Genomic DNA, 13,723 nt, shown 5'->3' with positions numbered 1-13,723 from the left:
CCGTATTAATTGGCTGTTTATTGCAAAGCCGGTTCTTCTTCCTCTTCAACTGCCGGTTGGAAGTCTTCGCCGAAGATCGATCTTTCGAGAAGTTCTGCGATGTCGTATGTTCCGACTTTGTCTTCCACTTCGATCGCTTTCGTACCGTCGGACAGCATCGTCAAGCAGTACGGACATCCGGAAGAAATGATGCCGGGGCTTACTTCCATTGCTTGTTCCGTACGAGCGACGTTGACGCGGTGGCCTGTATCTTCTTCCATCCACATCAGTCCGCCGCCCGCTCCACAGCACATGCCGTCTTGGCGGTTACGCTTCATCTCGACAAGGTTGACGCCCGGAATCGATTTGAGGATTTCCCGCGGCGCATCGTATACGTCATTATATCTGCCGAGGTAGCACGAATCATGGAACGTGATCGTTTCATTGATTGGATGCACGGGCTTCAACTTACCTGCCATGACGAGGTCGTACAGCATTTCGGTATGGTGGAGGACTTCCGCTTTGAAGCCGAAATCCGGATATTCGTTCTTGAATATATTGTATGCATGCGGGTCGATTGTGACGATTTTCTTGACGCCCGCTTTTTCGAATTCGTCGATGTTGGCAGTCGCAAGTTCTTGGAATAGGAACTCATTTCCGAGACGGCGCGGCGTGTCACCGGAGTTCTTTTCTTTATTCCCAAGGATGGCGAATTTGACTCCCGCTTCGTTCATGAGATGCGCGAAAGCAAGTGCGATCTTTTGCGAACGGTTGTCGAATGCACCCATCGAGCCGACCCATAGGAGGTATTCGAACTCTTCGTCCGCTTTCTTCAATTCCTTCACTGTTGGAATATGAAGATCCGGACGCATGTCGCGCCATTTCTCTTTCTCTTTACGGTTCAGACCCCACGGATTGCCCTGACGCTCGATGTTCGTCATCGCACGTTGCGCATCCGCATCCATCTTCCCTTCCGTCATGACAAGATAACGGCGAAGGTCGATGATTTTGTCGACGTGCTCGTTCATTACCGGACATTGGTCCTCACAGTTACGGCAAGTCGTACAGGCCCAAATTTCCTCTTCCGTGATGACATCGCCAATCAAGGATGGATTGTAAATATCTTCAAGCGTTGCGCCTTCTAAACCAGCAGCAAGCGCGATTTGATTGCCTTTCGTGTTTTTGAACATTGGAGCCGGCACCCATGGTTGTTTCTTCGTCACGAGCGCGCCTGTATTCGTCAAATTATCACGAAGTTTTGTAATTAAATCCATCGGGGACAGCATTTTACCCGTCCCAGTAGCTGGACACATATTCGTACAGCGACCGCATTCAACGCAAGCGTAGAAGTCGATCATCTGTTTTTGTGTGAAATCGGTGATCTTGCCTACTCCAAGTGCAGGCATCTCATCTTCGTCTTCCGCTTCTTCAAGCGCTTCAAAATCGATCGGCGCAAGCTTTCCTCTGCGATCAAAACGCATCATATACGTATTGACCGGTCCCGCGATTAAGTGCGCATGCTTCGATTGCGGCACGTAGACGAGGAATGTCAGCAATGTCAGCAAGTGAATCCACCAAGCGATGAAGAAGACAACCGCTGCGGCAGTCGGGCTCATGAAACTGAAAACGGTTGCAATTCCAGATGCCATCGGCTCCGTCCAAGTCGTTTCATGCCCTTGCCAAATCATGTTTGCTCCGTTCGCGATAAGCGTCGAAAGCATAAGTGTTCCGATGAAAATCAATACAAGCCCTGATTTCCAACCGCGCTTCAAGCGGACAAGCTTTTCAACGTAACGGCGATGGAAAGCCCAAACAACCGCAATTAAAATGACAGCTACAACGATTTCCTGGAAGAATGTAAATCCTCCATAAATCGGTCCGAATGGCAAATGCGACCCAGGCTTCAAGCCTTTCCAAATGAGGTCAATCGCCCCAAACTGAACGAGCAGGAATCCGTAGAAGAACATGACGTGGATCGTTCCACTTTTCTTATCCTTCAATAGTTTTTTCTGTCCAAAAACATTTACCCAAATTGCTTTTAACCGACGCGAAACATTATTGTCGAACTCTTCTTTCCGTCCGAGTTTAATAAATTTCGTGCGCGACGTGATCAAATGGGTGAACAATGCAAGCGCATACGCGACAACGGCCAAGAATAAAATCCAGTTAGCTATTAATAATGCATTCATTGCATATTCTCCTTCCCTTATGTTGATTCTTATGAATAGTGTAGTAGAAAACAGAAACTATGTCGATGTTCTATTACATAGTCTAAGATATGAATGAGCATTCAGTCAATGGATTTTTTTATTTTGCCATACTTTTTCGTAGGGTTGGAATTTTATGAGCGCGCGGGCGAAGGTGGAGGCTATGAGCGCGATGGTGGCTTTCTTGAGCGCGGAAACGGCAGCTTTGAGCGCGCGGGCGGATTGCTTGAGCGCGAAAGCAGCATTTATGAACGCACGCATATAAAAACAGCTTCCATTCAACCTCGGAAGCTGTCAGTCTTTACTATTTTCCGCAATGGATCGCCTAGAATTCGTAGCGCTTGTTCGATATCGTCCTCGGTGATGCCAACTAGAACCGCTGTAGCGGGGCCGGCGGATGCGGTGACGTTAATATCGGCTACAATCTCGACATCCGGCTCCCCTGTCAACTTTCTGTATTCTGCTAATATCCCCGTAGAACCAACAGGCCAGATCTGTCGTACGCAGCCGTTCTCCATCGCTTCCCTGATGAATCCCAATGATGCGATTTCATCAGACCTTTCCAGCACTTCATTCCCGACGAGCGGGGTGCCATACACGTACCATTCGAGATTCGGAGTAACCGGCACCTCGCGTTTTTTCCCGATCATCGTTATCGCGACCGCCGATTGTATGAGCTCCATATTTGTCTCCGTGCTGCCGGTGATCGGCGGTGGCTCCATATTTGATTCCTGGAAAGCCTTTTCTGTGCCAGTGACGTACTGCGCCCAACTTCCTTCGCCGCTAAAATTATGTATAAGCACAGCGATCGGGTCGGCCTGCGCTGCCCACTGCTCGAGCAACGCGACACGGGCGGCGAAATACGCGGTCACTTGATCAGGAGCCTTCACCAGGTCATGCGATTTCTCCCCGATGCCGCCTGAATTGTCGGTTGTAACAATTAACCCGTCGCCGACCGAAACCGCATTTCTCATCGAACTAATCCGAATCTGCCGCTAGCCGCTTTTGACAGCACAGGCATGACGACTGCCGCCACAATTGCATTCAATACAGTCGCCAGTAAAATCGCCGGCACCGCACCGACAAAGAATGCGGGCGATACAAGGAAATAAAACGGCAATGGCGCAAGCAACCCGTTCGCGACAACGAAGAAAATCCACTTCCACGAATGACGGCCCGCCTTATGCAAACGCGCAAAAACATAAAGGATGATCAGCATTTCAATCGCGATCAGGAGATGGAATGGACCTAGCGGAAACCCCGCGTACATGGCGGACGCGAGATGTCCCGCCATCGAGGCGAATCCGACGAAGAACGGCGGCAGGAAAGAAGCCGCAAGCAATGCCGGTACCGTATCAAGCGCCAAAGAGCCGACGCCAGACGGGATTTTGATGAAGCCGCCGACCGCACAGAGCGCAGCGAATAACGCGGTTACTGTCATCGTTTTTAACTTCATTTGTCAATCCTCTTTCTTTTTATCTTTCTTTTTATCTTTCTTTCCGGTCCGGAACACTTTCGCGCTGCGGACGTATTCATTATCAGGAACGCCAAGACGTGCATTGACGATACGTGCTGCTACGAAAAGATAATCGGATAGACGGTTCAAATACCGTTGCACAGTTGCCGGCACTTCTTCTTCCGCTTTCATCAATGTCACCGTCAACCGTTCTGCCCGGCGCGTCACTGTACGTGCGATATGCAAAGTGGCGGCTGCAGGCGATCCACCTGGAAGGATGAATTTCTCAAGAGGCGGTGCTTCTTCCATGAGCGCGTCAATCCGCTGCTCCAACACCTCGATCGGCTCATCGGATAATTTATAATGGCGCTCTTTCATAACATTCGCTAAATCTCCTCCGCCATCGAATAGCTCATTTTGAATCGCTTCCAGATCCGCAAGCAAGTCTGCGAATTTCTCGCCAGCAAGTTCCGTCATCGCTTTGCCGATGAAAGAATTCAGTTCGTCCATCGTGCCATAAGCTTCCACGCGAAGGCTATCCTTGTCGACACGTCCTCCAATCAAGCTCGTTTGCCCTTTGTCCCCGGTCTTTGTATAGATTTTCATATAATTTCTCCCCTTTTCTTTAATGTTTGTGGCAATCCGTACCAAATCCTCGTCACTTCATCCGCACGCTCCATCAATTGCTGGTACAACCTGCCGCACGCATCGCGCAATGCCCGCTGTCCTGCATCCATCGGCACGATGCCCCGCCCGATATCCGTCAAGATGAAAATGACATTCTTCCCATTCGTCGCCTTCAACAACAACTCAACCGCTTCTGCCTCACCCAAATTGGTCTCCGCCAACCAACACTCAACACGATCAACAACCACCACACTATGGTGCCTGTCACCCGAAAAGTTTTGAATATTCATATCACCGGAATTGTGTTGGTGGCAGGCACCAGCGTGGAGGGTTTGGCAGTCGAGCCAACGGTGTTCCTTGCCGGCGAGCAGTTTTTTTACATAGTCTCTTTTCCCGTTATGGGCACCTCCGATAATGACACGCATCGTCCGCCCTCCTTTAACTTCTCATAACTTTGCCACTCAAATTTCCAAGCCGATCCGTGAGGGACTTGCCATGACCAGAAACCCTGCGGTTCCTTTGAAAACTGAGAGAGCGCGATGCGGATCGGACCGCCATGCGTAACGACAGCAGCGCCGTTCGGCAATTCCAAAAGTGCTTCAAGCACCCGCACCTCCACAACCGCAAGGCTTTCCCCGTCCCGCGGAGCAAGCTCACGCATATTATCCAACCAGGCGCGGTAGTCCTTATCCATTTCAAGGTCGGCATACGTTTTTCCTTCAAAATCGCCAAAATTGCATTCTCGGAATCGCGCATCCGCCCGATATACAGCCCCCGGAAAAAGCAATTCTGCGCTTTCCTTCGCCCGCAACAGATCGCTCCCATAGACGATTCCACTTTCCGGCATCAACACTTCCCGATACGCTTCCAACTCCACGTCCGCCGTTTCAATCGGCTCATCCGTCCATCCGATATATTTCCTCGCACGATTTCCGGCAGTCGGCAAATGGCGAATTAAATACAAATGATGACTGCCAGCCATAACAACGCCTCCATCCCTTCGATGAACGCTCCGCAAAGATCACCCGAAACGCCCCCGAAATGCTTCAGCGACCACCTTCTGAATAGAAACAGACCCGCTATGAGCACGGCAACCACCACTACAGGAACGACGATGGATTGAAGCACAAATCCAAGTACCATCAATACCGCAATGCCAAAAACGGCCGACAAGCTAATCAATCTTCCCGCGCCAAGCTTCCCTTTGAAGAAATGTGCAATCCCTTTTTCCTTCGCAAGGCGCGTCGTTGCGAAATACAAATTCATGCCCACACGTGCTACAAACGGGATGGCAATGAACAACGGCAACAGCCCATTATTTTGCATCAATAACTCATGGAATAAAGCCACTTTCACGACAATCAACATAATAACAGCCATCGTCCCGAACGCGCCGATACGCGGATCGTCCAGTATTTCAAGCCGCTTTTCACGATCGCGATACGAAAAAAAAGCATCTCCCGTGTCCGCAAATCCATCCATATGCAGGCCGCCTGTCAACGCAGCGCCCGTCACGACGACAAATACAGCGGCGAGCAACGGTCCCGTGCCGATCCCTTCAACGAACAACAGCGCAATTCCGTACATCACAAGCCCGATCAGCCCGCCGGCAAACGGCAGCGCGATATACATCCGCGTCACGTCTTTTTGCTCCATCGGCAACTCTTTGCTCACCGGGATCGAAGTGAAAAACTGTAGCGCCAGCAGTAGCCCGTTCATCCGCCCGACTCCTCGATGATTGACCGGACAAACGGCCAATCGACATGCGCCTTCACATGTTTCGCCCATTCATCGTACACGTCGGCATCTGTCAGCGCCTCCGACATCGGCCGGTCCGCGTCCTCTTCTTCAATCCCGTGATTCATCATATGCGGGATGACCCCGACGACGCGAATGCCCGTGTGCGTTTCAATGAAATCGACGCCTTCTTGGAATAGGGATACGTTTCCGTGGAATTTATTAATGATGATCCCTTTCACGCGCGCCCGGTGTTCCGGAGCAAGCAATTGGAGCGTGCCGACAATCGAAGCGATCGCGCCGCCACGGTCGATATCGGCAACGAGCAAAACCGGCACATCTGCCATATCCGCGACCCGCATATTGACGATTTCCCGGTCGTTCAAATTCACTTCGGCGGGACTCCCAGCGCCTTCGGTTACGACGACGTCAAACGTTTCCGCGAGTCGAGCGAGCGACGAGCGAATTGCTTCTAGCGCTTTCGTGAAAAACTGTTCGCGGTAGGCGAATCCATCGACCGCGTCAAACGTTTCACCGAAAAACCGGACATCCGACTTCATCCCGCCAATCGGTTTTATGAGGATCGGATTCATTTCGATGATTGGCGTCGTGCGAGCGGCTTCCGCTTGTAAATACTGCGCCCGGCTCATTTCTTCCCCATTTTCAGTTCTTGCGGAAAATCGCGACATATTCTGCGATTTGAATGGGGCTACCCGCAATCCTTCATCCGATAGCAGCCTGCAAAACGCCGTGCAAATCATCGTCTTTCCGACGTCGGACGCCGTTCCCATTACCATGATTCCTTTCATCGCACAACCACCTGCCCTTCCCGTTTCCAGTATTGCGGCAAGCCGTAGTCCATTTCGATGGCATTGTCGCTCATGCCGACAAGCTGTTGATGGAGCTTGCCGATCCATTCGCTGTATTTTTGCGTCTCTTCGTAAATGGAAGCGGGCTCGTCAAGCACTTCATTTGAAACGATAACGAAATGTGCTGCTATTGAATGGATTTGTTCTACTGTTTCAAGCATCTTTTTCGCTTTCTGCTCCATACAGTTTTCAATTTGGATGCAAAACTGCCCGTCTTGTTCTGTGTACAGTTCATTCGCCAGCCAAGTCGTAAGGCAATCCCAGAGGACAAAGTCGTTCGGTTGAATGGACGATAACGTTTCATGGAGGTTCGTCTGCTGCTCGATTGTCGTCCAAGATTGAGTGGCCCTATCCAACTTATGCCTATCAATTCGTTGACGCATTTCCTGATCGGTCGCGCGGCCTGAAGCGATGTAGACGAGTCTGCCTTGCACGGCAGTTGCCTCTTCGACGAGCAGTTTTTCCGCAAAAGCGCTCTTTCCGCTCCGCACCCCGCCGCTGATGAATGTCAGTTTTCCCATTATGCAATCGGACCACCGTTCTGTTCATTTTTTCCCTGTATAAGTTCGTTGAATTGTTAGATGCATTTGGCGCGAGGTGAAAACACCAGGCAGTTTGGCTGTCCTCGCGGTTATGGAAAGGCAAGTTCTCGTTCTTGCCTGGAAAGTTCTCATTCTTCTTGAATCAGTTCTCATTTTCCGCTTAAAGTTCTCATTCAATTTCAAAGAGTTCTCATTACCTCGCCAAGCGTTCTCGTTCATCACCAAAAAGTTCTCATTCTTTTTCAAAACGGTACATCTTTTGCACGGCTCGTTTATCCCACGAACGGCTCATTCTTTCGCACAACGGCTCGTTTCTTCCAAGAACGGCTCATTCTTTCCCGTTTACAGCTTCTTGCTCGAACCAATCTGCAAGCTCTGCGCGCAGTTCTTCCATTTCCACAACGCTTTTCATGCCGATGCGGAGCCAGCGGCCGTCCATGCCGTGGAAGTTTTCCGAGTGTCGTAACACGATGCCTCGTGCAAGCATGTCTTTGTATAGTTTTCCAGCGTCTTCCGGCTTAAAGGCGAGGAAGTTCGTTTCGGAGTCGGTTACTGTGCAGCCATGCTGTTTCAGAAATGCTGTCATTTTTTCGCGTTCTTCCCGGGCATGGCGGATTGCCGCGTTGCGATAGGCTTCTTGCTCGAGGCAAACTGCGCCGATTGCGGCCGCCATGCCGTTGACGTTCCAATGGGGAGCTTGTGCTTTCATTTCCGCGATGACGACGGGATGCGCGACGGCGTAGCCGAGGCGGATTCCCGGGATGGCGTACATTTTCGTCATTGAGCGGACGATCAAGACGTGAGGAAAGTCTCGCAGTTCAGGAATGAATGACTTGCTTTCATCGATGAAATCGACAAACGCTTCGTCGAGCACGACTTCACAGCCCGCTTCTCCCGCTTTCTTCAAAATCGCCGCTAGATCCACGCGTTCCGGCATGATGCCTGTCGGGTTGTTCGGCGTGCATAAATAGAGAACGTCTGCAGAAGGCAATGCTTCCAAAATCGCCTCCACCGGCAACTTGAAGCCTTCCTCCTCTGAAGCAATGAGGCGGACGACCTCCACGCCTTTCGCTCGCAATGTCGCTTCATATTCCGAAAACGTCGGATGGACGACGAGCGCCCGTTTCCCACGATACCGCTCTGCGATGAGCGACAATAATTCGGCTGCCCCGTTCCCTGCAATAACTGATGAAGGAGCGACGCCGTGATAGTCGGCGACCTTCGACAGGAACGGTTCTCCGGAAGGATCTGGGTAGGCGTTTAATCGTGAAATGAGTTCCGGCCACAACTCAAGGACGGCCCGCGGAGGTCCCGCCGGATTGCAGTTTTCACTGAAATCCGTTATCCGTGCGGGCGGTGTCACTCCCAGCCGGTCATAGACGTGGGAAGGATTCGCCCCGTGTTCAGGCAATTGCATAGAAAATCACTCCAATGATTGTCATTAGTATCCAAAAGGCGAAAGAAGCTGCGTGCATTTGCCCGATTGCCGCTTTGATATGTGCCGCTTTCAACGGCTTTTGTCCAGGGCCGATTTCCGGTCGTTCGGAAACGATCCCTCTATATGTACTTTTCCCGCCCAGTTTAACACCGAGCTGCCAAGCGGTCGCCGCTTCAAGGAATCCACTGTTCGGGCTTGGGTGCCGCCTCGCATCTCTCCCCCAGCCGACGAACCGCTTTCCAAATGGGATTCCGCCTTCATTCGAAGTCGTCAACAGAATAAGAAACCCTGTAATCCGCGCGGGAATGAAGTTCAACACGTCGTCCGCGCGCGCGGAAAACTTGCCGAATTCATGATAACGGTCATCTTTGTAGCCAATCATTGAATCAAGCGTGTTGACGGTCTTATACATCCATAAGCCAGGCGCCCCGAATAAAAAAGCCCAAAACAATGGAGACGTAACGCCGTCTGATGTGTTTTCAGAGACGGTTTCGATCGCTCCGCGGGCGATCCCTGCTTCTTTCAGTTTGTCAGTGTCGCGGCCGACGATCCAGGAGAGTTTTTTCCTAGCTTCATCCATATCTCCCGCCACGAGGGGATCATGCACTTCGAGCGCGGCATCCTTCAAACTTTTCTGGGCAAGCCCGATGGCGATCAACACACCTTCAAGGATGATCCCGAAAACAATATGTATTTGGTAGGCGATGCCGACGATTGTCAGCACGATTGCCGTAACGATGAAAAGCATGATGAACAGCATACCGGCGCCCTTTAGTACGCGGGCACGCCCTTTGTTCAGGACTGCGGTGAGTTTCGAGATGAGTGTGCCGATCCATCTGACAGGATGCGGCCAGTTCGGGGGATCCCCGATGAGGCGGTCAAGGACGAACCCTAACGCGATTGCAACAAAATGGGCTTGCATTATGAGGTCCATCCTTTCGCTTTTTTGTACGCTTGGATTGCGCGAATCGTACAGTCGTAGACGCCGTGGCCGATCAGTTTGCCGAGTGGGGTGATTGGGCCCGCGTACGGCAAGTGCTCGCCTTCTTGCGTCGCCGCGATGAGCAGGCTGTCGGTCGATGTGCCGGTCGCGATTGTGCCGGTGAGCGGGTCTTTGATGTTTTCGGTATGCAATGCTTTCGTTTTTGCTTCGGTTGCCGTGATCATCGCTTGGATGAATGCTTCGTCGGGCAGATGACCGTTGACGATGACCCATGTGTTGATGGTGCCGACGCGTTGCTCGCGCGTTACCGCTTGCGAAACATCAACAGCATTGCCGACGCCTGCTGTTACCATGATGAGGACTGTTCCGAAGTCTCCTTCGTATTCTCCGATTTCCGCGTGCTCAGTCGTGACGGCGGTCATCATGCCGACGGTGTCTGTGAGATGGTAGCCGCGTTGTTCAAGATATTGCGCCATTTCCGCTTTGACGTCGTCGCAGTTATAGTTAGCGTCGACGTGGCGGTTGACGAATGCGCGGAACCACCCCATGCCCGGGTTCGTGACGGCGGATGAGATTGTTTTTAAAGGCTGCTCGACTTTGAATGAAACGTGATCCGCCGAGATGGCAAAGTGCTGTTTATTGACAGTAAACGGTTTTCTTTCCTCCATTGTATCAGGGAGGAGCGTCATTTGCGGCTTCGGCAGTTCGGGGTGCGGCTGTGTTTTTACGCGCGCATTGTACACGGTGCCGATTGTCGCTTCTTGGATGACGTCTTTCGGGTCGCCGATTGTCGCTACTTGCCCTTTTTCCATAAGGAGCAGTCGGTCGCAGTAGAGCGACGCGAGATTGATGTCATGGAAGACGGAGATGACGGTGACGCCTTTTTCGCCTGAATGCTTACGAATCGTGTCGAGTAATTGTTGCTGATGGGCGATGTCGAGATGGTTCGTCGGTTCGTCGAGCAAGAGAATAGGTGCTTCTTGCGCGAGTGCTTGTGCGACGAAGACACGCTGCTGCTCACCGCCTGATAGCAGTTCGATCGGCTTGTCTTTGTAGCGGGTAACGCCCGTATACTCAAGTGCTTCGGTCACTGCCCGCTCATCTTCATCCGACCAGGACGAGAAAATCCCGGACTGGTGCGGGTACCTGCCTAGCGCTACGGTGTCTTTGACGGTATGCGAAAAGGCATGCGCATGGAGCTGCGGAAGGACCGCGACCTTTCTGGCAAATTGCTTTTGGGAATAAACTGCGGCATCTTGCCCGTCAATTAGGACAGTTCCTTCCAGTTTCTGCAAGATGCCCGAAATGATTTTCAAGAGCGTCGATTTCCCGCTTCCATTAGGGCCAAGAATACCGAGCACTTCCCCTTTATTCACAGTGAATGAGATGTTTTTGACAATCGGCTCTTTGCCGTATCCCCCCGAGAGGTTGTCGACTTTCAGCATATTACATAGCCCCTTTCCTTCTCTGTCTGTAGAAGATGTACGCGAACACCGGTGCACCGATGAATGCTGTAATGACGCCGACCGGAAGTTCCGTCGGTGAGATGATCGTACGTGCAATCAGGTCGCAGATGATGAGCAATGAGGCGCCGTTCATGAATGATAATGTGAGTAAATGCCGATGGTCCGAACCCCACATGAGGCGTGTCATATGCGGAACGACAAGACCGACAAAGCCGATGGTGCCGGAGACGGCGACTGCAGAACCGGTCAGTATGGATCCCCCGATAAGAATCATGAATTTCCGGCGTTTGACGTTGACGCCTAAATGATGGGCTCGTTCTTCCCCGAATAGCATTGCGTTCAATTCCCTGCGGTTCAGCCAGAGAATGAATGAGCCAATGACGACGAACGGCAGCACCATGAGGATGTAATTCCAGCCTCGCATCGAAACACTGCCGAGGAGCCAACCGATGATTTGCCTGAGTTCTTCGCCTGTAAGCGCGATCATAAGCGATAAGACCGAGCCTAGGAACGACCCGAAGATGATCCCGGTTAGAATGATCGTTTCCATTTTCATTGAACGGTCGACGAGTTTTGCGAAGCCGATGACGAGGAACATCGTCAAGGCTGCGCCGATCATGCTGAAGATCGGTAAGGTGTATGTGCCTAAAATCGGAATCGATAAACCGAAAAAGAGTGTCACAACGGCACCGACAGAGGCGCCGGATGACACTCCGAGGGTGTATGGATCAGCGAGCGGATTTTTCAGCAACCCTTGGAAGGCGGCTCCCGCGATTGCAAGTGATGCGCCGACGAGCCCTGCTAAAATGACGCGGGGCATCCTGATTTTCCAAAGGATGTTGGAAGCTGTCGTATCCGATGAATCCCAAAATGTGCTGATCGGAATTTTAACGGTTCCAATCGAAACACCGAGCCAGACCGCCACGATAAGTGTGGCGGCAGACACGATGTAGGCAATTGTTGCTTTATTCACCGAAAACCTCTGGGTAGATAGCTTTCGCTACTTCTTCCAAGCCTTCTGCTAAGCGCGGGCCAGTACGGCTCGTTAAGTTTTCATCGACTTGGATGACTTGGTCTTCCTTGACAGCAGTGATGTCTGCAAAGCCGTCGCGGTTTTTCACGCTTTCAATAATGTCCGGTACATAGCTGTACATAACGATGATGACGTCAGGGTTTTGGCTGACGATCTCTTCGGGGCTGATCATGACCCAGTCCTCTTCTGTCACAACGTTTTCCGCACCGATCATGTCAAGGATTTCCTGCATGAATGTATTTTTGCCTGGCGCGTAAATGGATGGTGCATCCGAAGTTTCGATGAATACGCGTTTTTCATTCTCGACAGTTGCTGTTTTTGCAAGGACTTCTTCGACTTTCGCTTTCATGTCCTCGATGATTGTTGCCGCTTCTTCTGTCTTGCCTGTCGCTTGTCCGATCGTTTCAATCGTTGTATAGGTTTCATCAAAATTCGTTGCATTTTTCACGACGAATACGTTGATACCCGCATCGCGGATTTGTTGAAGTCCTTCTTCACCACTGCCAAGGCCGGATTCATGCGCAAAAACAACATCCGGTTGCATGGCAACGATTTTTTCCACGTTGAATTCCATACCGCCGATTTTCTCTTTTTCAAGCGCTTCTTCAGGGTAGTTGTCATAGTCGTTGACACCGACAATTTCGTCATTCAAGCCCAGTGCAAATAGGATTTCCGTGTTGCTCGGCATCATGGAAACGATTGTTTCCGGTGCCTGTTCAAGCGTAATGTCATTGCCGACTGCATCCGTGAGCGTAACCGGGAATGACGCTTCCGCCTGCTCTGTATCAGTCGTTTGACTGCCCGATTGTTCCGTTTCCGGGGTATCATCCTTTTTCGCATCATCCGAAGTGCCGCAAGCTGTTAATAAAAACGTAGCGAGAACAGCTGTCAGCCATAATTGCCAAAATTTCTTCATTCCAATTTCCTCCTGTTTGTTCCAAATAAAAATCCCCCGTTTTGTGGACGGAGGGATGTGCTTAGTAAAAATCTAAACGCAAAGGAGCGTGCTGATTTCCACCAAACCTATCCTCGTAGGGTACGGGTGACTCATGAAGGCAGGTCTCCTGGCTCGTGCATTAACACTTGTCCGCACCTTCCCGGGATTTCTCCCAGTGGCATTGTTGCGGCAAGCTTCGCACATACAGTGGCGGGACCGCGCCGGCATTGAACCGGCTTCCCTTTTAACCCCGGCGTTGACGGCGGGGCACCTTCATGTTTGGCTATGTAATTATGTTTCGAGACTTATTATACTATAGATTTTAGAGTTGTCGAGAGGTGGTTGCGTTTTCTGAAGTGAGTTGGTTGTGTTGTGGGAGCGGTTGGTTGTGTTGCGACCGGGGTTGATTGCGTAGCGAAACCCGCCACCTCAATCGAGTAGGAGGGAGTAATTAACTCCCGTCCTCTCACACCACCGTACGTACGGTTC

At 51.3% G+C, this 13,723-nt stretch carries 15 protein-coding genes and 1 riboswitch; all 15 genes read right to left on the bottom strand.

The window, feature by feature from the left end; genetic code table 11:
- Positions 1-17: 17 nt before the first annotated feature.
- Positions 18-2,168 carry a (Fe-S)-binding protein gene (locus SLU01_RS00070; RefSeq protein WP_147054040.1) on the bottom strand — a complete coding sequence of 717 codons (2,151 nt, stop codon included), beginning with the start codon at positions 2,166-2,168 and terminating at the stop codon, positions 18-20.
- A 105-nt stretch (positions 2,169-2,273) separates the two neighbouring features.
- Positions 2,274-2,447 carry a hypothetical protein gene (locus tag SLU01_RS17855; RefSeq protein WP_170232524.1) on the bottom strand — a complete coding sequence of 58 codons (174 nt, stop codon included), beginning with the start codon at positions 2,445-2,447 and terminating at the stop codon, positions 2,274-2,276.
- 17 nt (positions 2,448-2,464) lie between these two features.
- Positions 2,465-2,869 carry a hypothetical protein gene (locus SLU01_RS18145; protein ID WP_246110822.1) on the bottom strand — a complete coding sequence of 135 codons (405 nt, stop codon included), beginning with the start codon at positions 2,867-2,869 and terminating at the stop codon, positions 2,465-2,467.
- A 287-nt stretch (positions 2,870-3,156) separates the two neighbouring features.
- The gene (locus SLU01_RS00060) at positions 3,157-3,642 is read right to left on the bottom strand and encodes an ECF transporter S component (RefSeq protein WP_147054036.1); all 486 of its coding nucleotides are present in this window, start codon (positions 3,640-3,642) and stop codon (positions 3,157-3,159) included.
- Between the two features lie 3 nt (positions 3,643-3,645).
- Complete coding sequence (locus tag SLU01_RS00055) at positions 3,646-4,248, bottom strand: cob(I)yrinic acid a,c-diamide adenosyltransferase (protein ID WP_147054034.1); 603 nt, start codon at positions 4,246-4,248, stop codon at positions 3,646-3,648.
- Positions 4,245-4,694, bottom strand: coding sequence for a bifunctional adenosylcobinamide kinase/adenosylcobinamide-phosphate guanylyltransferase (locus SLU01_RS00050; protein ID WP_147054032.1), 450 nt, complete (start codon positions 4,692-4,694; stop codon positions 4,245-4,247). The genes SLU01_RS00055 and SLU01_RS00050 overlap by 4 nt, the downstream gene beginning before the upstream one ends.
- Positions 4,646-5,251 (bottom strand): histidine phosphatase family protein, encoded by a 606-nt coding sequence (locus SLU01_RS00045; RefSeq protein ID WP_147054030.1) that lies wholly within the window; start codon positions 5,249-5,251, stop codon positions 4,646-4,648. The genes SLU01_RS00050 and SLU01_RS00045 overlap by 49 nt, the downstream gene beginning before the upstream one ends.
- Complete coding sequence (cobS, locus tag SLU01_RS00040; protein WP_170232523.1) at positions 5,224-5,988, bottom strand: adenosylcobinamide-GDP ribazoletransferase; 765 nt, start codon at positions 5,986-5,988, stop codon at positions 5,224-5,226. Before cobS ends, SLU01_RS00045 begins: the two co-directional genes overlap by 28 nt.
- The gene (locus SLU01_RS00035) at positions 5,985-6,815 is read right to left on the bottom strand and encodes a cobyric acid synthase (RefSeq protein ID WP_147054026.1); all 831 of its coding nucleotides are present in this window, start codon (positions 6,813-6,815) and stop codon (positions 5,985-5,987) included. The genes cobS and SLU01_RS00035 overlap by 4 nt, the downstream gene beginning before the upstream one ends.
- The gene (locus tag SLU01_RS00030; RefSeq protein WP_147054024.1) at positions 6,812-7,396 is read right to left on the bottom strand and encodes a bifunctional adenosylcobinamide kinase/adenosylcobinamide-phosphate guanylyltransferase; all 585 of its coding nucleotides are present in this window, start codon (positions 7,394-7,396) and stop codon (positions 6,812-6,814) included. Before SLU01_RS00030 ends, SLU01_RS00035 begins: the two co-directional genes overlap by 4 nt.
- A 349-nt stretch (positions 7,397-7,745) precedes the next feature.
- Positions 7,746-8,834, bottom strand: coding sequence for a threonine-phosphate decarboxylase CobD (cobD, locus tag SLU01_RS00025; protein ID WP_147054022.1), 1,089 nt, complete (start codon positions 8,832-8,834; stop codon positions 7,746-7,748).
- Positions 8,821-9,777, bottom strand: a complete 957-nt coding sequence (gene cbiB / locus SLU01_RS00020; RefSeq protein ID WP_147054020.1) for an adenosylcobinamide-phosphate synthase CbiB — start codon at positions 9,775-9,777, stop codon at positions 8,821-8,823. Before cbiB ends, cobD begins: the two co-directional genes overlap by 14 nt.
- On the bottom strand, positions 9,777-11,243 hold the full coding sequence (locus SLU01_RS00015; protein WP_147054017.1) for an adenosylcobinamide amidohydrolase: 1,467 nt from the start codon (positions 11,241-11,243) through the stop codon (positions 9,777-9,779). The genes cbiB and SLU01_RS00015 overlap by 1 nt, the downstream gene beginning before the upstream one ends.
- A 1-nt stretch (position 11,244) precedes the next feature.
- A complete protein-coding gene (locus SLU01_RS00010; RefSeq protein WP_147054015.1) occupies positions 11,245-12,237 on the bottom strand; it encodes a FecCD family ABC transporter permease in 993 nt (330 codons plus the stop codon).
- On the bottom strand, positions 12,230-13,213 hold the full coding sequence (locus SLU01_RS00005; protein ID WP_147054013.1) for an ABC transporter substrate-binding protein: 984 nt from the start codon (positions 13,211-13,213) through the stop codon (positions 12,230-12,232). The genes SLU01_RS00010 and SLU01_RS00005 overlap by 8 nt, the downstream gene beginning before the upstream one ends.
- Before the next feature lie 121 nt (positions 13,214-13,334).
- Positions 13,335-13,524, bottom strand: a riboswitch (cobalamin riboswitch).
- Between the last annotated feature and the right edge of the window lie 199 nt (positions 13,525-13,723).

This window comes from Sporosarcina luteola, from assembly GCF_007991495.1.
Lineage (GTDB): Bacteria > Bacillota > Bacilli > Bacillales_A > Planococcaceae > Sporosarcina > Sporosarcina luteola.
The sequence above is the reverse complement of the archived record's forward strand: the minus strand, read 5'-3'. Positions and strand labels throughout refer to the sequence as shown.